23 protein-coding genes and 1 pseudogene are annotated in these 23741 nt (G+C 42.0%); 12 read left to right on the top strand and 12 right to left on the bottom strand.

The features are described from left to right. Positions 1 to 119: 119 nt before the first annotated feature. Positions 120 to 941, top strand: a complete 822-nt coding sequence (gene cysE / locus L1D55_RS19645; RefSeq protein ID WP_102424919.1) for a serine O-acetyltransferase — start codon at positions 120 to 122, stop codon at positions 939 to 941. A 181-nt stretch (positions 942 to 1122) separates the two neighbouring features. Further along, positions 1123 to 2274: a peptidoglycan DD-metalloendopeptidase family protein gene (locus L1D55_RS19640; protein WP_239918543.1), complete on the top strand. Its 1152-nt coding sequence runs from the start codon at positions 1123 to 1125 to the stop codon at positions 2272 to 2274. 310 nt (positions 2275 to 2584) lie between these two features. On the opposite strand, the gene L1D55_RS19635 is transcribed toward L1D55_RS19640, so the two are convergent. Both L1D55_RS19635 and L1D55_RS19630 read right to left on the bottom strand, forming a co-directional pair. Continuing rightward, on the bottom strand, positions 2585 to 3223 hold the full coding sequence (locus L1D55_RS19635; RefSeq protein ID WP_004741409.1) for a TetR/AcrR family transcriptional regulator: 639 nt from the start codon (positions 3221 to 3223) through the stop codon (positions 2585 to 2587). Between the two features lie 108 nt (positions 3224 to 3331). Beyond that, positions 3332 to 4495 carry a nucleotide sugar dehydrogenase gene (locus tag L1D55_RS19630; protein ID WP_239918542.1) on the bottom strand — a complete coding sequence of 388 codons (1164 nt, stop codon included), beginning with the start codon at positions 4493 to 4495 and terminating at the stop codon, positions 3332 to 3334. 152 nt (positions 4496 to 4647) lie between these two features. Here L1D55_RS19630 and rfaD point away from each other — a divergent pair, with 152 nt between their 5' ends. The 5 genes from rfaD (at position 4648) to L1D55_RS19605 (ending at position 9733) form a co-directional block, all read left to right on the top strand. Continuing rightward, positions 4648 to 5589, top strand: coding sequence for an ADP-glyceromanno-heptose 6-epimerase (gene rfaD, locus L1D55_RS19625; protein WP_239918541.1), 942 nt, complete (start codon positions 4648 to 4650; stop codon positions 5587 to 5589). 128 nt (positions 5590 to 5717) lie between these two features. Further along, positions 5718 to 6674 carry a lauroyl-Kdo(2)-lipid IV(A) myristoyltransferase gene (lpxM, locus tag L1D55_RS19620; protein WP_239918540.1) on the top strand — a complete coding sequence of 319 codons (957 nt, stop codon included), beginning with the start codon at positions 5718 to 5720 and terminating at the stop codon, positions 6672 to 6674. Between the two features lie 11 nt (positions 6675 to 6685). Continuing rightward, complete coding sequence (locus L1D55_RS19615) at positions 6686 to 7885, top strand: O-antigen ligase family protein (protein ID WP_239918539.1); 1200 nt, start codon at positions 6686 to 6688, stop codon at positions 7883 to 7885. Next, positions 7878 to 8630 carry a glycosyltransferase family 25 protein gene (locus L1D55_RS19610; RefSeq protein ID WP_239918538.1) on the top strand — a complete coding sequence of 251 codons (753 nt, stop codon included), beginning with the start codon at positions 7878 to 7880 and terminating at the stop codon, positions 8628 to 8630. The genes L1D55_RS19615 and L1D55_RS19610 overlap by 8 nt, the downstream gene beginning before the upstream one ends. Next, positions 8627 to 9733 carry a glycosyltransferase family 52 protein gene (locus tag L1D55_RS19605; protein ID WP_239918537.1) on the top strand — a complete coding sequence of 369 codons (1107 nt, stop codon included), beginning with the start codon at positions 8627 to 8629 and terminating at the stop codon, positions 9731 to 9733. The genes L1D55_RS19610 and L1D55_RS19605 overlap by 4 nt, the downstream gene beginning before the upstream one ends. A 4-nt stretch (positions 9734 to 9737) precedes the next feature. On the opposite strand, the gene pseI is transcribed toward L1D55_RS19605, so the two are convergent. From pseI to L1D55_RS19565, 8 genes are all read right to left on the bottom strand, one after another. Continuing rightward, on the bottom strand, positions 9738 to 10787 hold the full coding sequence (gene pseI, locus L1D55_RS19600; RefSeq protein WP_239918536.1) for a pseudaminic acid synthase: 1050 nt from the start codon (positions 10785 to 10787) through the stop codon (positions 9738 to 9740). 7 nt (positions 10788 to 10794) lie between these two features. Then, positions 10795 to 12294 carry a UDP-2,4-diacetamido-2,4,6-trideoxy-beta-L-altropyranose hydrolase gene (gene pseG / locus L1D55_RS19595; RefSeq protein ID WP_239918535.1) on the bottom strand — a complete coding sequence of 500 codons (1500 nt, stop codon included), beginning with the start codon at positions 12292 to 12294 and terminating at the stop codon, positions 10795 to 10797. A gap of 13 nt (positions 12295 to 12307) precedes the next feature. Then, positions 12308 to 13003, bottom strand: a complete 696-nt coding sequence (gene pseF / locus L1D55_RS19590) for a pseudaminic acid cytidylyltransferase (protein WP_239918534.1) — start codon at positions 13001 to 13003, stop codon at positions 12308 to 12310. After that, on the bottom strand, positions 13003 to 14166 hold the full coding sequence (pseC, locus tag L1D55_RS19585) for a UDP-4-amino-4,6-dideoxy-N-acetyl-beta-L-altrosamine transaminase (RefSeq protein ID WP_239918533.1): 1164 nt from the start codon (positions 14164 to 14166) through the stop codon (positions 13003 to 13005). Before pseC ends, pseF begins: the two co-directional genes overlap by 1 nt. Positions 14167 to 14174: 8 nt before the next feature. Next, entirely contained in the window at positions 14175 to 15188 is a 1014-nt protein-coding gene (pseB, locus tag L1D55_RS19580) for a UDP-N-acetylglucosamine 4,6-dehydratase (inverting) (protein WP_239918532.1), read from the bottom strand. A gap of 81 nt (positions 15189 to 15269) precedes the next feature. Beyond that, positions 15270 to 16349 (bottom strand): glycosyltransferase family 4 protein, encoded by a 1080-nt coding sequence (locus L1D55_RS19575; RefSeq protein WP_239918531.1) that lies wholly within the window; start codon positions 16347 to 16349, stop codon positions 15270 to 15272. A 10-nt stretch (positions 16350 to 16359) separates the two neighbouring features. Further along, positions 16360 to 17139, bottom strand: a complete 780-nt coding sequence (locus L1D55_RS19570; protein WP_239918530.1) for a glycosyltransferase family 2 protein — start codon at positions 17137 to 17139, stop codon at positions 16360 to 16362. Between the two features lie 9 nt (positions 17140 to 17148). After that, on the bottom strand, positions 17149 to 18180 hold the full coding sequence (locus L1D55_RS19565) for a UDP-N-acetylglucosamine 2-epimerase (RefSeq protein WP_239918563.1): 1032 nt from the start codon (positions 18178 to 18180) through the stop codon (positions 17149 to 17151). Positions 18181 to 18312: 132 nt separating this feature from the next. Here L1D55_RS19565 and waaA point away from each other — a divergent pair, with 132 nt between their 5' ends. Next, positions 18313 to 19578 (top strand): lipid IV(A) 3-deoxy-D-manno-octulosonic acid transferase, encoded by a 1266-nt coding sequence (waaA, locus tag L1D55_RS19560; protein WP_239918529.1) that lies wholly within the window; start codon positions 18313 to 18315, stop codon positions 19576 to 19578. On the opposite strand, the gene L1D55_RS19555 is transcribed toward waaA, so the two are convergent. Together L1D55_RS19555 and L1D55_RS19550 are read right to left on the bottom strand one after the other, a co-directional pair. Further along, positions 19575 to 20684, bottom strand: a complete 1110-nt coding sequence (locus L1D55_RS19555) for a hypothetical protein (protein WP_239918528.1) — start codon at positions 20682 to 20684, stop codon at positions 19575 to 19577. The two genes, waaA and L1D55_RS19555, sit on opposite strands and share 4 nt — an antisense overlap. Then, a complete protein-coding gene (locus L1D55_RS19550; protein WP_239918527.1) occupies positions 20685 to 21407 on the bottom strand; it encodes a 3-deoxy-D-manno-octulosonic acid kinase in 723 nt (240 codons plus the stop codon). 96 nt (positions 21408 to 21503) lie between these two features. Between L1D55_RS19550 and L1D55_RS19545 the strand changes: the two genes are divergently transcribed. The 4 genes and pseudogenes from L1D55_RS19545 to L1D55_RS19535 all read left to right on the top strand — a co-directional run. Further along, on the top strand, positions 21504 to 22568 hold the full coding sequence (locus L1D55_RS19545) for a glycosyltransferase family 9 protein (protein ID WP_239918526.1): 1065 nt from the start codon (positions 21504 to 21506) through the stop codon (positions 22566 to 22568). 1 nt (position 22569) lies between these two features. Continuing rightward, positions 22570 to 23052 carry a pantetheine-phosphate adenylyltransferase gene (gene coaD / locus L1D55_RS19540; RefSeq protein WP_239918525.1) on the top strand — a complete coding sequence of 161 codons (483 nt, stop codon included), beginning with the start codon at positions 22570 to 22572 and terminating at the stop codon, positions 23050 to 23052. A gap of 252 nt (positions 23053 to 23304) precedes the next feature. Beyond that, positions 23305 to 23481 (top strand): annotated as a pseudogene (locus tag L1D55_RS27710) (glycosyltransferase); the annotation flags it as partial. Between the two features lie 84 nt (positions 23482 to 23565). Continuing rightward, positions 23566 to 23741 (top strand): transposase (locus tag L1D55_RS19535; RefSeq protein ID WP_239918562.1); only part of this gene is annotated, 176 nt, incomplete at its 3' end.

The following is a 23741-nucleotide window of genomic DNA, read 5'->3' as shown; positions in this document are numbered from 1 at the left end:
AAGAGTAAGAGCAACTGGGCGCTTAGTGAGGGCAGCTTTCGTTACTCGCTTCTGTTCTTATAGCTCTTAGAAACTCTCATCTCGTCACTCGCATCAGCCCCTTAAAAATGGATGGAAAAATGAAACACTGTGAACAACAAAAAGTTTGGCAATGCATTGTAAAAGAAGCTCGACAGCAGTCTGAGCAAGAACCTATGCTTGCGAGTTTTTACCATGCCACGATTATCAACCATGAAAGCCTAGGGGCTGCACTCAGCTACATTCTTGCTAACAAGTTAAAGACGGCTTCGATGCCGGCAATGGCTGTACGTGAAGTGGTTGAGCAAGCGTTTGAAGAAGATGACTCAATCATTGATGCGGCCGCTTGTGATATCTGCGCGACAGTTACTCGAGACCCGGCTGTAGAAATGTACTCTATGCCATTGCTTTACCTTAAAGGCTATCACGCACTGCAAGGTTATCGCGTCGCTAACTGGTTATGGAAGCAAGGGCGTATTGCACTTGCCACTTACCTGCAGAACCAAATTTCAGTCGCATGCCAAGTGGATATCCACCCTGCAGCACGTATCGGCAAAGCTATCATGCTCGACCACGCGACTGGTATTGTTATCGGTGAAACGGCGGTAGTCGAAAACGACGTATCCATCCTTCAAGATGTTACTCTCGGCGGTACCGGTAAAGAAGGCGGTGACCGTCACCCTAAAATCCGTGAAGGCGTGATGATTGGTGCTGGTGCGAAAATACTCGGCAACATTGAAGTAGGTGAAGGCGCTAAGATTGGTTCTTGTTCTGTGGTACTACAAGCTGTACCACCACATACTACGGTCGCGGGTGTTCCCGCTAAGATTGTTGGTAAGCCAAAGACAGATAAGCCTTCTCTTGATATGGACCAAGGGTTCAATGGTCGCTCACAAAGCTTTATCCATGGTGATGGGATATAAGAAACAGCAGTAACGGGATTCGAGTATCGAGATACGAAGAGATTAAAAGCAGATACGGGGTTCGAATAACCGAGATGCAAAGAAATTAAAAGCAAATGCGGTGTTCGAGTAATCGAGCCAAAGCAAGTATGGATTCGATTCAGCGAAATTCGAAAAATTAAGAGCAGATGAATACAACTAAATGACGATAATGATGAAACATATTCGAGCTATCAGCCGAACTCTTCTTATATCAGCCAGCCTCAGTACTGCGCTTTTATCAATATCGTCATTTGCCGCATCTCAAGGTGAATTAAAAGGCGTATCAAGCGAGATATCTCGCCAACAAAAGGCCCTCTCCTCACAGCAAAAGAAACTCGATAGCCTACAAGCAAGTCTCAAGAAACAAGAGCTGTCTATCGCTGCACTGGAGAAAGCGATCCAAGACAGTAAAAAGCAGCTTAATACGGCGAATGCAAATATTGCTAGCTTAGATGCTAAGATCAAAGCACTTACCACTCAGAAAAAAGTTCATACCGATAAGTTGGAACAACTGATCCAAACTTACTACATGACAAGTCGTGCTAAAGCCTCATCCCACATTCTCAACACGGGTGTCGAAGAAGATCGCATCAGCCATTACTACCAACATCTTGCTAAAGCCCGTTCTGCAACAATCAAAACAATTGAACAAACACAACTTGAGTTAGAAGAAAGCCATAAGCAGCGCCAACTTGAACAAGAGCAAATTGTGACTCTGTTAAAACAACAGACAACAAAGCGCGATAAATTAGCCCAGACTCAAACGCAGCGTAAGAAAACCGTTGGCAGTATAAAGAAAAACATCTCAGGTGATAAAAATTACTTAGCCGAGCTACAGCGTAATGAGACTCGCCTCAAAGCGGAGATCGCCAAAGCAGAGAAAGCCGCTCGAGAAAGACGTAACGCGGTGCCTATGGATGGCTTAGCAAAACGTAAAGGAAAACTACCTTGGCCAATCAAAGGAAAAGTTCTGCATAACTACGGTTCACGCCAAACCGGACAAGTTAATTGGAAAGGGATGGTAATCAATGCCAAATATGGTCAGCAGGTTAAATCTGTTTACTCAGGCACCGTTGTATTTGCTGAGTACCTGCGAGGTTATGGCTTAGTAGTCCTTCTTGATCACGGTAAAGGTGACATGACGCTTTATGGCTTTAACCAAGCACTACTCAAGAAGGAAGGCGATAAAGTGAAAGCCGGTGAAGCGATTGCCCTTGCGGGTGATACTGGTGGTCAAACCCGCCCATCCCTATATTTTGAAATCCGCAGGAACAGCCAAGCTCAAAACCCAAAGAGTTGGTTGGTTAGGTAAAAGCAGATACGGGATTCGAGTAACCGAGATACGAAGAGCTCAAGAGAAGTCGCGGGATTCGAGTAATCGAAATTAGAAATACAAATTAACTCGTTGAAAAGATCTGTATTCGTCTATCTTAGACTTCGTCATTCCAGAATTGAGGTACGAAATATCTGGAATCTCGCTGTGACACTACTAGCCTCATAGGCAACAGATAGATTCCCTATCACGCTCGTTCCTCGCTGTAGGGAATGACGTTGCTATACACATACCACGACTAGAGCCTTCCCTATTCTTGGAATCTCGAATCTAGCTTACTCGCATCATTCTATTTAGAGTTCAACGCCCTTACGCCATCTTCCAATAATGTCAGCTGTTCAAAACCTTGCGCGGTTGCAATTGGTTTAACGGTAGCGATCATCTGCAACATACCTTGATGGACCACCTGTTCCGTTATTTGCGCTTTTGGGGACATTGCAGATTGATAAGCCAACCAGCCCGATGCGATCAAGTGAAGGGAAGTCACCATCGACTTCATCTCTGAATCTGTCGCTTTCAGCAAATTCAAGTCAACGAAAGCCCTCATAATATCGACAAGGTTAGTTTGCAACCTCTCTTGAACAGCCATGTAATCGAGATGAAGTTGCTCGTCACGAGACAAAATTTCAGGAAGGTTTGCGTAGAAGAATCGGTACTTCCACATCAAAGTGAATATAGAATCTAAGTAGTGCTTCAATAGCGTCAGACTTTCTTTCTGACCTTGGATTGGAGTGAACCTTTCAAGCAATTCAGTAGAATAGAGAGTAAAGATATCACGGACAATTTCTTGCTTGTTACGAAAGTGGTAATAGAGGTTACCAGGGCTGATCTCGATGTGGTCAGCGATATGATTAGTCGTAATACTACGCTCACCGTGCTCGTTAAAAAGCTCTAAAGCAGCGTAAACAATCTTGTCACGTGTTTTCATTATTTATTAGTATCCCTATCCGTTTAGTGGTTCAGTATATCGCCACTAAACAGATAGATCGAGCTGTTAACATCTGGTCTAATTAGCGCTAGCTAAAATAGAACCAAATCAATCACTACCAAACAGATCTCGAGTGTAAACCTTGTCTGCCACGTCTGCGATCTCTTCTACCATTCGATTAGAAACAATCACATCGGATACCGCTTTGAACTCAGCAAGATCAGAATAGACTTTCGAGTTAAAAAAATGCTCTTCTTTCAATACCGGTTCAAACACAACAACTTCGATACCTTTAGCTTTCAAGCGCTTCATGATCCCTTGAATTGAAGAAGCACGGAAGTTGTCCGAACCTGCCTTCATGATCAAGCGATAAATGCCGACCACTTTAGGAGAACGCTTGATGATTGAGTCCGCAATAAAATCTTTACGGGTACGGTTAGCGTCAACAATAGCACCAACAATGTTATTTGGTACATCTTGGTAGTTGGCTAATAGTTGTTTGGTATCTTTCGGAAGACAATAGCCACCATAACCAAACGAAGGATTGTTGTAGTGATTGCCAATTCGAGGATCTAAGCCCACACCCTCAATGATCTGACGAGAGTCCAAATCATGAGCTTCAGCGTAAGAATCAAGCTCGTTGAAATATGCAACACGCATTGCTAGGTAAGTATTAGAAAAAAGTTTTACCGCTTCAGCTTCGGTTGAGTTGGTGAACAAAACATCGATGTTATCTTTCTCCGCGCCTTCGACAAGAAGATCGGCAAACACTTTAGCGCGTTCCGAACACTCACCAACAATAATACGAGACGGGTGCAAATTATCGTATAGGGCTTTGCCTTCGCGCAAAAATTCTGGTGAGAACATGACATTTTCACAACTAAGATCTTGCCTTATCTGAGCTGTGTAACCAACTGGAACAGTTGACTTAATAACCATAACCGCATCTGGGTTAATGCTCATTACATCTTTAATAACCGACTCAACAGACGCTGTATTGAAGTAGTTACTTGTAGGATCATAATCAGTAGGTGTTGCAATGATCACGAATTCGGCATCTTTGTAAGCTGATTTGTCGGTTGTTGCTTTGAAGTTCAGCTCCTTCGTTGATAAGAAGTGTTCAATTTCACTATCGACAATAGGTGATTGCTTGTTATTAAGCATTGTTACTTTTTCTTCAACAATGTCGATAGCGACAACTTCATGGTTTTGAGCCAATAACATTGCGTTTGATAAGCCAACATATCCTGTCCCAGCGACTGCGATTTTCATAATAATACCTATAGTTTTGAGCTGGTTACTCGATTTAATATATAATTTAACTGACAGTATCATACTCCAGTTGGGGAATTATTCCACTAGCCCGCCTTATCCATTCCTTGCTATACTCGTGATAGTTTTGTATTCAAAAGAGTTAGAGAATTATGATTATCGTAACCGGTGGTGCTGGCATGATTGGCAGCAATATTGTTAAGGCGCTCAACGAAGCGGGCCACAACGATATTCTAGTCGTCGACAACTTAAAAGACGGTAAGAAGTTTAAGAACCTTGTCGATCTAGACATCACAGATTACATGGATCGTGATGACTTTCTAACTCAAGTAATGGCTGGCGATGACTTCGGCCATATTGAAGCGATTTTCCACGAGGGTGCATGTTCTGCGACCACTGAGTGGGATGGCAAGTACATGATGCTTAACAACTATGAGTACTCAAAAGAACTGCTTCATTACTGTGTTGAACGTGAAATTCCGTTTTTATATGCTTCTTCTGCTGCGACATACGGTGAAACTGACACTTTCATTGAAGAGCGCGAATACGAAGGTGCATTGAACGTATACGGTTACTCAAAACAACAGTTTGATAACTATGTTCGTCGTTTAACAGCCGATGCAGCAGCGCACAACGAAACACTTTCACAAATCGTAGGCTTCAGATACTTCAATGTTTATGGCCCACGTGAACAACACAAAGGCAGCATGGCATCCGTTGCCTTCCACCTGAACAACCAAATGAACGCCGATGAGAACCCAAAACTGTTTGCAGGCAGCGAAACCTTTAAGCGTGATTTTGTTTATGTTGGTGATGTAGCAGCCGTTAACCTCTGGTTCTTAGAAAATGGCGTTTCTGGCATTTTTAACCTAGGTACCGGCAATGCAGAGTCATTTGAGGAAGTAGCAAAAGCCGTAATCAAGTATCACGGCAAAGGAGAAATTGAAACCATCCCATTCCCAGAGCACTTAAAAGGCGCTTATCAAGAGTTCACCCAAGCTGACTTAACTAAACTACGCAGTACAGGTTGTGATATTCAGTTTAAATCTGTCGCTGACGGTGTTGCTGAATATATGAAGCTTGTTAACGCATAATCAGCTACAAATATTGCTTTGATGGTGGGCTCTCTCACTAGACCTACCATTCTACAAAAGAACGAATATAATCATTTCCTGAGGAACGAGCTCATAATTCGCTCCCCTAATAAAACTGTAGTGTATTGATGACCACACAACGCAATGACTTTGACCCAAAAGCATACAATCCTGAATTTAAATGGGGCTTTCTCGCGCCTAAATACTGGGGTACCTGGATTGCCGTAGTGCTGTCTTCGTTAGTGAGCTTTTTGCCTAATAGTATTCGTTTAGCTATGGCTAAATTTATGGCTAAACAAGCCGTGAAAATCAAAAATAAAGCTAACCGCCGAGCTCGTGTAAACCTTGAGATGTGTTTTCCTGAGCGATCAATCGAAGAGCGCGAAGAGATCCTTTATAAGTCATACGTTACATCCATCTCATTTTTGATAGGCTTTGCATCTCTAACCCTCAAAAATAAGGATTGGTTAGAAAGCAATACGTCAATTAATGGTCTTAGCAACCTAACTGATATTACAAATAGTGGCGAGAATGTTATCTTGCTAGTGCCACATACATGGGCTATCGACATCCCTGCAGTATTACTCGCATCGCGTAATCTTCCAGTGTCTGCCATGGCTAAAGCTCAGAAAAACAAGCTCAGTGACTGGTTGATGCATCGTCAGCGCGTACAATACGGCGGGCGAGTTTATGACCGTAGCGGCGGTATAAAACCTTTCATCAAGTCTGTAAGAGATGGCTACTTAGGTTATTACCTTCCAGATGAGGATCTTGGTCGTGAGCACAGTGTCTTTGTGGACTTCTTTGCTACTCAAAAAGCAACCATCTCAGGTCTGGGTCGATTATCTAAACTGAGCAAGGCTAAAATTGTTCCACTATTCGCTCAATACGATAGCAACACTGGTAAATATACTCTGGACTTCTACCCTGCGTTACCCTTCCCTACAGGAAGTGAAGAACAGGATGCGCGTATGATGAACCAATGCATAGAAGATTACGTGAGCAAAAAACCTGAGCAATATATGTGGATCTTAAGACTGCTTAAGACTCGTCCAGACAATGATACCAACCCTTATACTAACTAGTGTTGAACGACATGAATATTATTACCAAAAAGCAGATTTATACAGCATTCTTACTATTACCTTACTTTTTTGCTTTCACAGGTATGCTGGTATTGGACAGCGGTGACAAGAAGCTTATTCCATTAATTTTAGTTAGTATTATAATCAGTCTTTTTTCATTAAAAATAAAAGTAGTAAAAAACAACTTAAGCTCTCCATTTATCTGGCTAATATTAATGACATGTATTTACGCTATGTTTAGCTATTACTATCACGGTTCCAGTTCAAGAGAGATAAGAGCCCTCATTGGTTCAACCTTATTCCTTTTAATATTCCCTTATAAGTTACTATCAAAAAAAATCATCCGAACGCTTATTTTTTTGGGTAGTATCACGCTTTGTATCAATAGTATTTACTTCAACGTATATATTGGGATTGAACGTGATGCTGGCTATATCAACCCTATACCTTATGCGACAATAGTGGCTCTATTAGCCACTATTGCTTTCTCTCTACTTATTGAAAATTCAAATATAAAAGAAAAAAGGCTACCTTTTATTAGCTTGATACTGTGTATTCCCCCTCTAATACTAAGTGAAGCTCGAGGAGTTTGGTTCGCCTTCTCAGTAACCATTTTCACAGTTTATATATTTAGATTAATAAAAAGACCTCAAAGTAAAACACAAGTCGTATCAATACTACTCACATCTACATTAATCCTATCTTTTGGTGGCTATCTATTTAAAGATAAATTAAGTCATAGATATTACAATACTATAGAAGAAATAAAAAAGATAAACGAAGGGAACTATGAGACGTCTATTGGATTTAGAATACAAATGTGGGAGTTAGCTCCTGGTCTAATTCAAAGAAAACCAATATTAGGTCATGGGCAACACCACGAAAAGATATTAAAAGAAAGATTAGAGGAACAATCAATATCAAATTCGTTATATTATTTTGCTTCGAGTCATTATCATAACCAATTTATAGATAAGGCTGTAAAGTCAGGTTTTGTAGGATTGATATTAATTATTGCATTACTGTTATACCCTCTTAAAAAAATTACTTTTATGGAGGAGTATGAAAAATATATCACTATCAGCTTTGTAACCCTTTTATTCACTTCAGGGTTAACTGACGTTCCTTTTAACCACCCTCAACCCTTAGTTATATATTTATTATTCTTGGTCCCTATTTGTTCAAGATGCAAGAGAGTTACCGATGACTAAAATCTTTGTCATAAACTTAGAATCTTCCACAGAGAGAAAAGAGAACATTTGTCATCAATTAAGCGAATTATCTCTTCCTTTTGAACTGTTCTCTGCTATCGATGGAAGGGTATCCCCTCCTCACAGACTACTTAGTCTTTACAATGATTCCTTAAGTCAAACATACAGAGCAAAAACACTCAGCCCTGGGCAATTGGGATGCTATGCTAGTCATTATTTATTGTGGCAGAAGTGTGTTGAACTCAATCAACCAATCATAATTATCGAAGATGATGCTCTTCTATTCAAAGAAGCATTTGTCAATTTTATACAAGATACATCCGAGCTACCGAGCAATATAGAATGCATTCGGTTATTTAAAAACAAACGCCGACAGTTTAGTTCTTATTCAATCTTTCAATGCAGTTCAACTGAAATACATAAGTTCACTAAAGGGCATATGAGTGCTACAGGCTACTTTCTAACACCATCAGGTGCCAAAAAGTTACTTGTTAACTCAGGGGAGTGGTATATGGCGGTTGATATTTATATGGATAGATTTTGGAAACATAACGTCGAATGCTACGGTACTGAGGTTCCTTGTTTAACGAACGACCCTAAATTTGATTCTGATATCGGATATGAAAAGCGTACCAGGACCAGAAGTTTATTCAAAAAATGTAAGCGTGAATGGTTTAACTTAAATGAAACTATTCAACGTCATCTACATAATTTAAAATTCAAACTGAGCAGAGAGAAGCAATGAAGTCGGCACATAAAGATATTTACATCTGCTCTACGGTAAGGCATTTATTACTTAGCTTGTATAAAGCACAAGATGAAGCTAATCAGTCGACTATTATTTACTTTTATGACTTCCAAGGGGTTGATCCAAAAGGAATTGATGTTACTCAGTTACCTGACCATATAGATCTAGTTTTGATGAACAGAGAAGAGCTAGTCAACTGTATAAAAGATACTGGTTTGATAGGGCGTTCTATATTATTTTCTTCCATGCGTGGTTGGAGAGTCCCTAGTTTCGTAAAAACTATCTTGATAGATATAATAAAGAAAAACAATAACAGCTTAGACCTAAGCGGTCATATAAATAAACTTTTCTTATTCAATGATAATAACAAAATGTCGAGACTATTTAGATTGCTGACACAGTCATACTCTCTAATTGAAGATGGGATGGGAAATTACGTAGAACATAAAATAGATAGTAAATCTAAAAAGCTTTTACGATTTTTATTGAACCAAACACCTAGCTATCATGTTTTCGGTGAAAGGAAAAAATGTGATAGTATCTATGTTATCCATCCAGAAAAACTCCCGGATTCAGTAAGGCACAAAGGGGAGAGATTGATTTTATCAAGAGATAAAAAGAATATATCATATATTCATCGATGCTTTAAATTTGATAGCACCCAGAGCCTAGATAAAGATAAATTAATCATCGCCACGCAACCAATATTCAATAAATTGAAAGGAAGACTTGCTAGTAATGATTTCTTTTACGATATTTATGACCTAATAATATCCAAAAGTAGAGAGAATGGATTAGAACCAATATTAAAACTTCACCCGAAAGAAGAAATAGACGACTACTCAACTCTCAAAGAAAAAGGTGTAACTTTCTTATCAAACAAACTACCAATGGAACTCTACTTACTTTCGAGTATCGATAAAGTAAATATAGTTTCCATTAATTCTTCAGCAGGAATGGGGATGGAGGATTATTGTAATATCTATAAATTAATTCCAGACAACGATATCCACAATTTCGTAAAAATATTAGTTAGTTTAGAAAAAAATAAAGACAGCCTCGAAGAGTTAATATCTTTAAGGCTATCAAATATTAATTAGCCTTCTAAGTTAATAAACTCCAGGATAAGGGAGTTCCTGAGTTTATTTTATTATTTGCCGTTCTTCCTATAACTTCCTCATAAAACTTTGGCGCCAAACCAAACCCAGGACGGATACTACGGACATTTTCCGAAGTTATAGGCTCACCTTTAGCAATATCTTTTACGACATATAAAGAGCGACGAAACTTCACATTGCCTTTTTCTGCTTCAGTTCTTTCATAGTTGACTTTACCTAATGCCTGCCAAGCAGTTTTCGTATCTTGGCATAGTGCTTTAAGCTCTGATGGCTCTAGAGAGAAGCTGTCATCAGCGCCACCACCGTTTCGATCCATCGTCACATGTTTCTCTACTAAGCAAGCGCCCAAAGCAATAGATGTTACTGCTGTTGCGTTGTCAATCGTATGATCAGAAAGGCCAGACAACACATCAAAGCGCTGAGCAATATCAGCAATCGTTCTTAAATTGTATTGCTGAGCCGGTGCCGGATACCCACTCACACAGTGCAACACTACTAACTCGTGGCACCCGTTATCTTTCGCGGTTTTAATGGCTTCAGCAATCTCTTCTTCATTCGCCATACCGGTTGAGATAATTATTGGCTTACCCGTCTGAGCAACTCGTTTAATCAGCGGTAAGTCAATTACTTCAAACGATGCGATCTTATAGGCAGGAGCATCGAGTTCCTCCAATAAATCCACAGCTGTAAAGTCGAAAGGCGAGCTGAATATCGTTATACCTAACTCTTTTGCTTTTTCAAACAAGGGCCTATGCCATTCCCAAGGCATATGAGCTCCTTTATAAAGCTCGTACAAGGTTTGACCACCCCATAGACCACCATGGATCTGAAACTCCTCAGAATCACAGTCTATTGTAATGGTTTCATGAGTGTAGGTTTGAAGCTTGATCGCATCCGCCCCAGACTTCTTCGCCTCTTCCATAATCTGGAAGGCGCGATTGATATCACCATTATGATTAGCAGACAACTCAGCAATGATATACGGTGGAAAATCTGGGCCAATTTTACGGCCGTCAATGGTTATAAATGATTTCATTTTTGCCTCAATCAATAGGGTGTCGAAGGTAAGTTTCATCATCGACTTGTTGGTAACCGGCTTTTTGGAAGAGTCGCTGAGAAGCACCGTTTGCTTTTAAAACCGTGGCATGTAAAGTGACGTCAGGGTGTATCGCATCAACCATCGAAAGAGCTTGTGATGCAACGCCTCGGCCGTAACTCCCTGGCTCCACAAAGATCGACACAAGATAATGTCCGATCTTTATTCTATCTAAACGCACGACACCCAAGTGACGATGCTCCAAGCGATCTGTCACCATATAAAAATAATCAGACGTTTCGGTCAGTTTTTTTGACATCCAAGCTTGATGTTCAGCCCAAGTTGGAGGGGCTGAATTTAGCGCATATTTTCTCGTGCTCGGGTGGCACTGCCACTCATAGACAAGTTGGATGTCTTCTTGAGACGCCAACACTAACGACAAAGGCGCCTTATCCGTGAGTATGTCATTTATGGCGAGCGCGACTCTGCGAACACCACGGCCATCACACAACGCTAAATTAGCGAGTGTCATCTCATGCCAACGCTCAATCAATGCGATATAAGCACTCACGATTCTAGTAGAGATATCTTCAACGTCCACCTTGATGGCAGCCTCACAATCAACCAACTGCTCACTGATCAGCTTTTGATTGTCTGCCAGAGGAACAATCAGGTTTGGTAACCCCAAACAGGCTCGCTCCCAACTGGTTGTGCCTGGAGCACCAATCGCAACATCATGCGCCAACATTAAACTCGCCATGTCGGAGACAAAGTCCAGATGAGTCACAGACGGGTGATCCACACACCACTGTGTGACCTCTTCATAGTGAGGGGCGCGTGGAGACAGCAAAACGGTAAAATGAGCATGAACGTGAGGTACTAAAGACTCCAGTACCTTGAGAGTTGCATTGGGAGAATCAACCCCACCCATCGATATCAATACCTTTGGGGACTCCGGCACAAGCTCTCGAGACAATGCCAGCTCACGCTTCTCAGAAAAAGCAGGCTGAAGCATGGCATATTCGCTTCCTGCCAATACCACAGAAGCACTGCCATGATAATCTGACTCGGCACGCCCTAAGGTTTGATCAAGCACGATATCCGCACAGTGACGGCGAGCAAGATCATCAATGGCCAATAAGCGACAGTTCATCGCCTGCTTAACTGAGTGCTGCCATTGTTCATCGATAGCATAATGGTCTGTCACGACCAAATCCGCAGAGCCCACAGCGGCAATGAAATCGCTTGAGTCTTGAACTGTACTTTTTTGAAGCCAAGCCACATAATCGGCATCGTGTTGGGAAGCAACCACTTGTTGAGGAGGCGGCAGTATAATAACACCGAACCCTCTTTGCTGAATGAACAACCGCATGTCCCCCTCTAAAGGTGTGCATGCAAAAGTGACATCATACGCTTTTTGCTTCAGTTGGTCGGCAAGCACCAAGCATCGCATGACATGACCACTTCCAATCAATAAGGAAGCGTCGACTCGAAAAACGACTTTCATAGCAATTTTAACTCTATTTCTCAGCCAATTTCAAAGCAGAGTACAGCGCCTCTGCCAGCTCCCAATCCTCTTTCGTATCAATATCTTGAACACGGCATCGAGGCAATCGCACAGCTTTAGAGTGAGGCGAGAAGATAGAAAGCTTGTTTAAGAAGGCATTAGTCTGCCCCCAGTAAAACTGACCCGCGTCATGATAAGCCTCTTCAAGATCTTGTGACCGTACTTGCTCATTCTCCGGAGAGAACATGGAAACAGCACCTTGCTCATCAAGCTTAATTGCACGCTGAATCGGAAATGGAAAAGACGTTGCACTGAAAGCAAACTGAACCCCAGAATCTTGAAGCAATCGATAGCCTTCCTGAAGATCTTTAGGCAGTACAAAAGGCGCGGTAGCATACAAACAGCACACCGTCTCTACGTTCCACCCTTCATCTTCACACCAACGAATAGCATGAGCCATCACGTCCATGGTGGTCGCATGGTCATCGGAGATATCCGCAGGACGCAGAAATGGCACTTGCGCGCCGTACTCTTTTGCAACATTAGCGATTTCAACGTCGTCAGTAGAAACAAGGACCTTATCAAAACACCCCGATGCGATTGCAGCCTCAATTGAGTACGCAATCATGGGCTTACCATGAAATGCCTTGATGTTCTTACGTGGGATCCGCTTGCTGCCACCACGAGCTGGGATAATGGCTATTTTCATTAACGTCCCTGCAGAATATCAGTCAAAGTCTCAACTACCGTATCTTGCTGCTCTTCACTCATACCATGGAACATAGGAAGAGAAATTGCTTCACTGTAGTAACGTTCAGATTCAGGGAAATCACCATCAGCAAACCCCATATCTTGATAATAAGGTTGAGTATGCACAGGAATATAATGCAAATTGACCCCGATTCCACGCTCACGCAACGCATCAAACACCTGATTATGCGTCAACTCAATCTCATCCAAACGCAAACGAATCACGAAAAGGTGAAGTCCAGAATATGTATCAGGTAACTGATAAGGTAACACTAAAGATAAGTCAGCTAGCTTTTCGTTATATCTACTAGCAAGTTTATGGCGAGCCGTCACAAACTCATCAAGACGTTGCATTTGGCTCACACCCAACGCCGCTTGAAGCTCCGTCATACGGTAGTTAAAGCCAAGGTCGACTTGCTGATAATACCAACCGCCATGAGACTCCCCACGCATAAGCTCAGAGTCACGAGTCACACCATGACTGCGTAACAGCGCCATCTTATCAGCCAGCTCTTTACTATTTGTAAGAGCAGCACCACCTTCAGCAGTCGTCACAATTTTTACTGGGTGAAAACTAAACACCGTAATATCTGAGTATTCGCAATTCCCTATCGGTTGATCTTTGTAACGACCACCAATCGCATGTGACGCATCTTCAATGACCTTAAAGCCATACTCTTTTGCTAGTTTACCAATGGAAGCCATATCACACGGTTGACCGCATAAGTGTACCGGGACAACAACTTTAGGAAGCTTGTTTGCGACTTTAGCTTCAATCAGCTTCTCTTCAAGACGCTTTGGACACATATTGTACGTATCTGGATCAATGTCGACAAAGTCAACTTTTGCACCACAATACAAACCACAGTTTGCTGATGCCACAAAAGTGACCGGAGATGTCCACAACCAGTCACCTTGCCCCAAACCTATAGCGAGACAGGCAATGTGCAATGCCGAAGTGGCACTGTTCACTGCCAAAGCATAACTCGCGTCAGTATGTTCGGTCAGCGCACTCTCGAACGCAGGAACCTGAGGCCCCTGCGTCAAAAAATCCGATTTTAAAACGTTTAATACACTGTCAATATCTTGCTGATTGATATCTTGTTTACCGTAAGGAATCACTTTTCATCTCACACTGTAAAATTTGGGTCAACGTGCTCTTTAATGAGTTCACGTAAACCTTCAATCGTTTCCCACTCAGTATTGGTCCCAGAGTTGTATTTAAACCCGAAAGGCACCTTCTCAGCTTTGTGGTGTTCCATATATTCAGTTTCTGTATAAGTAAAAGAAACTGAAGGCAGAATCGCATAATAACGACCTAAATCAATCGTATTGAGAGAGTCTGTATCTGTGATCATCTCTTCGTGCAGTTTCTCACCAGGGCGGATACCGACCACTTTTGTCGGTACACCAGGTGCAACAGCTTCGGCAATATCAAGGATCTTATAAGATGGGATTTTAGGGATAAAAATCTCCCCTCCTAAGTGGTTTTCAAGAGCATACATCACCATATTTACACCATCTTGAAGAGAGATATTAAAGCGAGTCATCTCTTCATGGGTAATCGGTAAAACGCCTTCTTCTTTCTTTTGCATGAAGAATGGAATAACAGAGCCACGAGAGCCCATCACATTACCGTAACGAGCTACACTAAAACGAATATCTTTTGAACCTTTAATATTGTTCGCAGCAGCAAACAGCTTATCTGAAGCCAGTTTTGTTGCCCCGTACAGATTGATCGGTGCGCAGGCTTTATCGGTAGAAAGTGCCACGACATCTTTGACGCCACACTTTAATGCAGCATTAATTACATTTTCTGCACCATCGACATTTGTTCGGATACATTCTGTCGGGTTATATTCCGCAGTATCTACTTGCTTGATCGCTGCCGCATGAATAATGACATCAACACCTTCACATGCCTGTATCATGCGCTCACGATCGCGAACATCACCAATAAAAAAACGTAATTGAGGGAAATCTTTATGGGGATATTGTTGCTTGATCTCAAATTGCTTCAATTCATCACGCGAAAAAATGATGATTTTCTTTACGTCTTGGTATCGCTCAAGAATGGTTTTGATGAATTGTTTACCAAATGACCCTGTGCCACCGGTAATTAGTACTGATTTGTTATTTAGCATACTCAACTACTCTAATGTATTTCTTTAAATTCTATGCCTTCTGACTTAGAACCTTAAATTCAAAATTAATATCTAGCTATTTTAGCTGACTAGCAACCTCTCAAAAAATTCCAGGTGCTTTTTCACTGTTACTCGTGAACTAAAGCTTTCATCTAGGCGCTTCTTAGCCGCTTCACTCATGGCTGTGCACTTGGCCTTGTCTTGTGCAAGCTTGTCCATAGCCTCGCCCAACGCTTTAGCGTCTCCCGTAGGTACGATACAACCCGTCTCGCCATCGACAACGAGTTCAGGAGCACCGCCGGTGGTCGTCACTACTGAAGTTGTGCCATTTGCCATTGCTTCGACAATGGTGCGCGGTAGCCCTTCTCCGCTGATCGATGGTTGAACTTGAAAGTCGGCCATGCACATGATCGAAGGAATGTCAGTTCGATGACCAATGTAATGAATTCGCTCACTCATCGGGCTCGCTTTCATTTCATCAAAGTGAGGCTCATAGCCGCTACCCGCTAAAATCAGGTGGAAGTTGGGCGCCGTAATATATTTGGTCGCTTCAAGCAAAACAGATATACCTTTACTTGGCCTTACGTGCGCTGCAGTAATCGAAACAACATCCTCTTCACTCAAGCCAAATTCAGAGCGCTCAGTTGGTGGTACCTTGTACCAATCCAATTCATGCCCTTTGTATATGGTGACAACGTTATCTTTGTTCTTCCAAACACGCTTCACTACATCCTGTCGTACTGCTTCAGACACACACACAATACCATCTACACGAGGATGGAGCTGAGTTAGATAAGCACTTGGGTCATGTCGATATAGTCCGCCAGTAGTACCTCGATAAACAACCAACTTAACGTCAAAACCAATACACGCAAAAGCTGCATTGGGGATTGTCTTAGAGTTAAAAGCATAGCAGATGTCGTAATTATGCGTTTTTAACTCATGACGGATCTTTTTAATGGTATCAAAACAAATTTTACGTTTAGGGTAGCTATCAACAACTCGAATGCCGTGCTCTTCTAGCTTAGATACGTGCTCAGATTCTCCCTGAGTCATGATCGTCACTTGGTGCCCTTGACGAGCTAGCTCGATAAAAATCGCAGCTTCTGGACGCAAACTGTTCCATGCATGTAAGTAAGATGCACAAACTAAAATCTTCATCTATCGGTTCCTATTTCGCTTGGTCTTCTGAGCGGTTTTCAAGAATCCACAAACCAACGTATTTATTGAAGTTCACTTGAGCGTAAGTCATCGCCATAATGAAGCCGACGCTGCCATCCATAAAACCACGGCGGATAATATAGACTAAGAAGAACGTCCACATAGCCCTTAACAGAGCGAGGAACAAGCCATATGATTTCTTGCCTTTACGGTGGTATTTTTGAGAGCCAAGCCAAGCATATTGCGCCGCTTTATCTAAGCCGTGCCCATAATCTCGGTGGGTATAGTGGAGCAAGTAGCCTTTCAGGGTCCCCGTCGTTCCCTGTTCCGGTACAACAGTTTCATGCACTTCATCCAACGTATATCGAGAACCTTCTCTTTTGAAGAGCCTCAACACAGCACGTGCACTGCGGCCATGCTTAAGCGTTGTTCCATAGAGCGTCACCCCCCAAGGAAGTTTGTAAGCAGTGTGTTTGATTTGATCTTGTTTTAATAATTCAACAAGAGCCTTGCTCATTTCAGGGTCTAAAGCTTCATCCGCATCGATTGATAACACCCAATCACATGTCGCTTTATCTAGCGCTCGTTGCTTTTGCTTACCAAAGCCCGGCCAATCGGTGATGGTCACGTTGTCTGTATATTTTTGGCATATCTCAACGGTTGCGTCCGTTGACCCGCTGTCTAATACAATTAGTTCATCGGCAATATCAACCACAGATTTTAGGCAAGTTTCAATTCGGTCTTCTTCATTCTTGGTAATAACAATGACAGACAGGGTATGTTTTCTCATTATTCAGCCCTAGAATTTCCAATAGTTTAAAGATTTACGGATTTTAAAGTTACGAATCCAATTTTTTGGTTTTTTATCCTGCCAACCACTTTCTAGCACATCAGTAATAGCATTCAGAACCCTAGCTGAGGATTGCCCGTCCAAATATGGTGTTATTGATGGACCATAATTAGCAATAGCTTTGTCTCTTGCTTCATTCGGTAGCATCGCTTGTTGAATTGCTGATTCTAACTGCTCTGCTTGGGTAATATTGATGAAGCTCGCTTGAGGATCACGGTTATTTACCGTAACAACCGGCTTATTGAGCAACAAAAACTCCTGAAAGATTGATGAGTTGTCACACACCATCACATCCGCACGGTGCTGCATTTCAACCACTCGATCATTGTCGAAGAACAAAAGGTTATCGCCTTCCAACGCCTGGTATTTTTCTCGTGTCTCTTGCTTCATTTTAGGATGCAATGTCACTAGCCACTGCCACTGGCTCAGTTTGCTTAGGCGCTTCAGTTCTTCATAAACCAATTCAGCACAGGATAAACTTGGCGAAAAAGTGGAAGCGAATAGAATTTGAGGTCTTTCAAAATGCTTGTCACTGGTTTGATAATTTAACAAGCTATCTAGCTTCAACCAGCCGGTCTCTTTGACTTGAAAGTAGCCGCGCTGTTTAGCTAATGGTACTAATGAGTTGGTTCTTTCATGGCCTTCTGTGCAATACAAGTCAAATAGACCACGCTCAGGATATAAGTTCCCTCGTTTACTCTCATTCAAACCGTGAAACACTTGTACCTTCAAACCTGGGATAAAAGCAGGAACGCGATCACCGGGTACTAAAACAGCAGAAGGGTTATAGGCGACAGCTTCTGTCAAAGAGACGTGCTGCTCTTGCTCTAATAAAAGATGTTCAGAAGCATCCTCACCAACAAGCAACCACTTTACGTCATGGCCAAGTTGCTTCGCGTAGTTATAAAATGGACGAAGGATAGCAAATGAGTAGTTTTGCTCGACATAGAGCAAAAAGCGATAGGATTGATCGGTTTGAATAAGCGATGAGATAGAGTTCACCATTTCCGTTTGAAAGTGTCACTAAGCATTTAATTATAACGCTCTTTACTTTCGAGATTGAAGAAAATACTCTTCTGATTACTGATTTTACCCTCTGGTGTCACTGTTCTTATGCTTATACGACTTATATACACTCTTATATTGTCATTGGCCTCTCCACTGCTCCTCTATGGGCTTTATAAGAGCAAACCCGGCAAACCAAGTTTCGGTAAGCGCTGGAAAGAACATTTCGGTATTACACCGAAGATTCAAGGTAGAAACCCAATCTGGATTCATGCGGTGTCGGTAGGTGAATCTATTGCTGCGATACCTATTATCAAGCAATTGAAGCAGCGAGACCCAAATCAAGCCATCATCGTTACCACGACAACCAGCACAGGTGCAGAGCAAATAGACAAACTTGGTAGTTTGGTCGAGCATCGCTACATGCCGATTGATTTTTCTTGGTGTGTGCGAGGCTTCCTTAAATCAGTAAAACCAAAGCAAATGTTGATTATGGAAACAGAGCTTTGGCCAAACACACTGCATTGCGTCGCGAAAGTTGGGATTCCTATATCAGTACTCAACGCTCGCCTTTCTGAACGTTCATGCCAACGCTACGCCAAATTCCAACCCGTGTTTAACCTTCTATCTAATAACCTTTCTCAGGTACTCTGCCAATACCCTAGTGATGCGGAACGTTTTGTAAGGCTGGGGCTAAATAAGTCATCTGTGCATGTGACGGGCTCAATCAAGTTTGATATTGAAGTCTCTACTGACCAAGTTGAAAAAGGTAAATCATTGAGGAAGCAGATAGGTTTGAATCGCGATGTCTGGATTGCTGCTAGCACTCATCAAGGTGAAGACGACATTGTTTTAGATGCTCATAAGCAACTTCTTAAAGACCATCCAAATGCGTTGCTGATGATCGTGCCTCGCCACCCAGAGCGATTTAACCAAGTAGCAGAGCTCGCTAAGCAGCACGGCTTCAATACTATAACTCGAACGAGTCAGCAAGCATTAACATCTGATGTTGAAGTCTATATCGCTGATACCATGGGCGAAATGTTGGTACTACTCGGCGGTGCTGATGTCTGTTTTATGGGCGGAAGCCTTGTTGGAGATAAAGTTGGAGGGCATAACTTGCTAGAGCCAGCAGCCTTGAAGTTGCCTCTGCTAAATGGCCCTAGCTACTTTAATTTTAGCGAGATCACCGACAAACTACTTGAAGCTCAAGCTGTCACTATTTGTCAAAACAGCAATGAGATTACTGGCCAGCTCAAAGAACTATTCGCTCACCCTGATTCTTGTAAAAACAAGGGCTTAGCGGCTTATCAAGTAGTTAAAAAGAACCGAGGAGCATTGTTCAATACGCTAATGAAGATAGAAAGCTATTAGCGGTATATGTCACTCAATATTTGATATTTTTGTAAAAAGCGATCTTTCATTATTTTCTGGTTTAAGTCGTCGATTTTAGCTTTTTTTTCAAAGTTTAACGGAATCTCAGTCAACGCATTGTAGCTACAAACAGTTATCCCTTCAGCCTCTGTCATCTCAATAAAGTTAGGCGAACCAACTTTTACATGTACCCTCCCATTACCACCAGATACATAACTTCTTGCCGTGCTCATGCTTCCCCTTCCTTGTAAAAGAATATCCGAGCAAGACATAATCAAAGTGTTGTAGTTAATATTATTGGTCGGCGTTACATAACTTATGTCAACTACACACTTCACCTTAAGCAACGCCAAGAATGCATCAACAATAATTCTAGAAAAAGCCCTCTTCGGTTTAACAAAAACCAATAATTTATATTGATTCAAAACCCCAGCTACTCCCAAGTGATAAATAATAGATAGAGTCTCAAGAGTAGAGAAAGAGTCAGCCTTAGCACCTATCAGTATTTTTTTTTCAGCTCGAGTTTCATCTACGTATGTCGATTGGATATGCTCAAATGCATCCCACAACTCACTAGGCATCGATTTAAATGCATCTCTAGCATCATAAAAATTTAGGTTGTTTCTTTTCAATACTTTTTCAAGTGAAGAACGAAAATAAGGTTCAGGTGCGATAAAGTTAAGGGCTTTACTTAACACAAATAAGCAATCTTGATTGACTTGATTATTCCTAGTTGGAACTAAACTGCCGTGTTTTTCCAGAGTCTTAAGCCATCGCGCCACTTCATCGTCTGTGAGATGGATGTACAGCTTGCTAACAAATTTATCTGAGAATTCCATAATACTCTTCAAAAAAGGTGCATTATTCGGCCCTAAGCTCATGGAAGTTATAGTTTTACAGCTAACAAGAGCGGCTAGATCAACCGTTCGGTAGTTTAATAACTTAACATTTGTTCCGCTTAAACAAACGTCCTCACTGTGTTCAAATAGAGATATAAGAATAATATCTTCTTCGTTAATCGAGCATTTTCGAACAAGCGTATCAATGTAGAGTTTCGTAAACACGTGGTTTTCAAAACCAACGATGATATTTTTATTTAAAAACATTTACATAGCCCCCAACACATAACCATTACTCAAAGACATCCAATCCGACTCTTGCCATTGAATCTGGCGCTTGTTTACTTCTTTTAGAAATGAGCGCTTTAAGCGATTCAAGTTACCTTCTTTCCAGTCATCACCCGCTTGCTGACCACACTTGTCAAAATCAATAATCCACACCTTTTGAGAATCATCAAGCAGGATATTATGAATGTTGAGATCAGTGTGATTAACGCCAGCATCATGCATTTTACGTATTTCTTGACCAATTTTTTGATAAATGTCCGCACCTATCGGATTAGCTACCAAGACATCAACCAGATCTTTCGCATTGGGAATTCGTTCCGACATCAGATCTGCACGATAAAATAGGCCGCTTTTCGTCGCTCGAGCCGCTATTGGCCTAGGTACATTCACGCCAGCGTTAGCCAATACATTAAGAACATTAAGCTCCATCGCGCATCGCGTACTTTCCCAATCAGAAAATCGATATTGGTCTTCAACGAGTTTGCCAAATAGCCCACCACGGCGATAGTGACGCAACGCGGCTTGGATTCCATCAAGTTGAATAAACCAAGTGGTACCACGACCCTGCGCGCTCCCAGAAATAGCCTCACGTTGCTGCCAGTATTCTGCCTCAAAGATCTGAACCATCTCACCCACTGGCACTTGCGCCAGACGTACAGGGTCATACCAAATTGTTTGATTCTTAGTGCTAATCGTTTCCATCTATGAGGCCTTTGGGTCGCTTTTCATCATTGCTATTTTACAACTAATGCGAGTATCTGCATAATTCTGATGTTATTCACTTTTTTCGGGCACTTTATGTCACTGTTCTCAACTGCACCTCAATCTCTTTGCATACTTCGCCTATCCGCGATTGGCGATGTTTGTCATGCTATTTCTGTGGTTCAAGCCATCCAGAAGCAGTGGCCTGAAACGAAAATCACCTGGATAACCGGAAAAATAGAAGCCATGCTGATCGGCGACCTGCCAGGTATTGAAGTCGTTGTTTTCGATAAGAAACAAGGCTTCAAAGGAATGCGTGAACTATGGCGCCAATTGTCAGATCGAAATTTTGATGCGCTGCTACACATGCAAGCCGCACTCAGAGCCAGCGTACTTTCCTGGGGAATAAAGGCGAAGTGTAAGGTAGGGTTTGGCAAAAACCGTACTCGTGAAATGCAATCACTCTTTACTAATCGCCATCTGCCTATTTCAGATAAGTTTCATGTGTTAGATAACTTTGCCGAGTTTGCTCGCTACATTGGTGTACCCTTCGATAAACCCCTGTGGGATATTCCTTTAACACCGGAAGACGAACAACTAGCCATCGACACCATGGCTGGAAAACAAACATTGGTTATATCTCCTGCAGCAAGCAAAGATTCACGTAACTGGTTAACTGATCGATATGCCGCTATTGCCGATTATGCAGTAGAAAAAGGGATGCAAGTGGTACTGTGTGGCTCTCCAGCGCCAAGAGAGGTAAACCTTGGTAAAGACATCGAAGCGCTATGCCGATCTCCTGTCATCAACTTAATTGGCAAGACTAACCTAAAGCAACTCACCGCTGTACTCAAGCATGCGACCGTGGTAATCGCACCAGATACCGGCCCAGCACATCTGGCAACGACACAATCAACACCTGTTATCGGGTTATACGCACACAGTGATCCTCGAAGAACAGGGCCCTATAATGACCTTAATATTGTGGTCAGTGTTTATCAACAGCACGTAGAGGCGCAACAAGGAAAACCGGTTAAAGACCTTCCGTGGGGAACCCGAGCAAAAGGTGATGATTTAATGAAAGACATCACGCTCGACATGGTAAAACAGACTCTCGACAAAGCCTTAAACTCTATTAAAACACCAAGCAAGGACAGCTAATATGACCACACACGTTATCTACCCAGGTACTTTCGATCCGGTAACCAATGGTCACCTCGATATTATCGTCCGTGCTGCTAGCATGTTTGATCATATCACGGTGGGAGTAGCCGCCAGCCCAAGCAAAAAGACCATGTTTAAGCTAGATGAACGAGTCGAGCTGTTGCGTGATGCTGTGTCTCACTTACCTAATGTATCTGTTGAAGGCTTTTCTGGTTTGCTTGTCGACTTTGCCAAACAGCAGAAAGCTAACGTATTGGTACGTGGCTTAAGAACAACGATGGATTTTGAGTACGAATTTGGTCTCACTAGTATGTACCGCAAGCTTCTCCCCGGTCTTGAAAGCGTGTTCCTAACCCCTTCGGAAGAGTATGCCTTCCTATCTTCGACTATTGTTCGTGAAGTCGCGATACATGGTGGGGACATTAGTCAGTTTGTGCCACAAAAAGTTGCAGATGAAATCAAACTGAAAACAATGAAATAACCCTGTATTCAAAAACAAAAATAGAGCTCATTGAGCGCTATTTTTAACTCGGATGAATCAATTACTACAGAGAGTAATAGATTTTATAGTAAGGAACTTCAAACACATCTTTAGTAACAAATTAACCCCATTAGTTCTAGGATTGTTGACATCAATCACAACCCTCACTTACAGGAAAGTGACTAACTATCGCAACAAAACAGGTAGGTGCTAACATATTCCCCTAACAACAAACACATCAATACAACATTATTGAAATCATACTGTATTACCTTAAAAAATAATCATTGTAGACAAAAGTCGACAACTACTGCACTTAAGGATGTTCAGGTTGACTTTGAATTTTTTATTGGGGTGGATGCTCGATTCGATGAACACCCTTTACTCGAAAGAATCGAGAGCAATAAATTTCAATACAATATGGGAAGAGCACAGGCTTTGTTGCGTAATTCAATGGAACTAAATCCAGAACCTACGATCTGATCAGCTACCTCCACTCTCTCTCGTAGTCCTATGCCTAAGCCTCGTTACAAAACAACCAACTGGAAGCAATACAACCAATCACTCATTAACCGTGGTTCTCTGACCTTTTGGATTGATGAAGAAGCAATAAGCGGGTGGGCGCAAAGCAAACAGAATAAGCGCGGGAGGCCGCGTCGGTTCAGTGATTTAGCTATCACGAATCACGA

It is taken from the genome of Vibrio sp. Isolate22 (assembly GCF_022398115.1).
Classification (GTDB): Bacteria; Pseudomonadota; Gammaproteobacteria; order Enterobacterales; family Vibrionaceae; genus Vibrio.
Note: the sequence above shows the minus strand (reverse complement) of the source record. Positions and strands in the feature narration are given on the sequence as shown.

Bases quoted from the DNA above. Each gene is read 5' to 3' on its own strand.
- cysE (WP_102424919.1), top strand. From the start codon at position 120: ATGAAACACTGTGAACAACAAAAAGTTTGGCAATGCATTGTAAAAGAA.
- L1D55_RS19640 (WP_239918543.1), top strand. From the start codon at position 1,123: ATGACGATAATGATGAAACATATTCGAGCTATCAGCCGAACTCTTCTT.
- L1D55_RS19635 (WP_004741409.1), bottom strand. From the start codon at position 3,223: ATGAAAACACGTGACAAGATTGTTTACGCTGCTTTAGAGCTTTTTAAC.
- L1D55_RS19630 (WP_239918542.1), bottom strand. From the start codon at position 4,495: ATGAAAATCGCAGTCGCTGGGACAGGATATGTTGGCTTATCAAACGCA.
- rfaD (WP_239918541.1), top strand. From the start codon at position 4,648: ATGATTATCGTAACCGGTGGTGCTGGCATGATTGGCAGCAATATTGTT.
- lpxM (WP_239918540.1), top strand. From the start codon at position 5,718: ATGACCACACAACGCAATGACTTTGACCCAAAAGCATACAATCCTGAA.
- L1D55_RS19615 (WP_239918539.1), top strand. From the start codon at position 6,686: ATGAATATTATTACCAAAAAGCAGATTTATACAGCATTCTTACTATTA.
- L1D55_RS19610 (WP_239918538.1), top strand. From the start codon at position 7,878: ATGACTAAAATCTTTGTCATAAACTTAGAATCTTCCACAGAGAGAAAA.
- L1D55_RS19605 (WP_239918537.1), top strand. From the start codon at position 8,627: ATGAAGTCGGCACATAAAGATATTTACATCTGCTCTACGGTAAGGCAT.
- pseI (WP_239918536.1), bottom strand. From the start codon at position 10,787: ATGAAATCATTTATAACCATTGACGGCCGTAAAATTGGCCCAGATTTT.
- pseG (WP_239918535.1), bottom strand. From the start codon at position 12,294: ATGAAAGTCGTTTTTCGAGTCGACGCTTCCTTATTGATTGGAAGTGGT.
- pseF (WP_239918534.1), bottom strand. From the start codon at position 13,003: ATGAAAATAGCCATTATCCCAGCTCGTGGTGGCAGCAAGCGGATCCCA.
- pseB (WP_239918532.1), bottom strand. From the start codon at position 15,188: ATGCTAAATAACAAATCAGTACTAATTACCGGTGGCACAGGGTCATTT.
- L1D55_RS19575 (WP_239918531.1), bottom strand. From the start codon at position 16,349: ATGAAGATTTTAGTTTGTGCATCTTACTTACATGCATGGAACAGTTTG.
- L1D55_RS19570 (WP_239918530.1), bottom strand. From the start codon at position 17,139: ATGAGAAAACATACCCTGTCTGTCATTGTTATTACCAAGAATGAAGAA.
- waaA (WP_239918529.1), top strand. From the start codon at position 18,313: ATGCTTATACGACTTATATACACTCTTATATTGTCATTGGCCTCTCCA.
- L1D55_RS19555 (WP_239918528.1), bottom strand. From the start codon at position 20,684: ATGTTTTTAAATAAAAATATCATCGTTGGTTTTGAAAACCACGTGTTT.
- L1D55_RS19550 (WP_239918527.1), bottom strand. From the start codon at position 21,407: ATGGAAACGATTAGCACTAAGAATCAAACAATTTGGTATGACCCTGTA.
- L1D55_RS19545 (WP_239918526.1), top strand. From the start codon at position 21,504: ATGTCACTGTTCTCAACTGCACCTCAATCTCTTTGCATACTTCGCCTA.
- coaD (WP_239918525.1), top strand. From the start codon at position 22,570: ATGACCACACACGTTATCTACCCAGGTACTTTCGATCCGGTAACCAAT.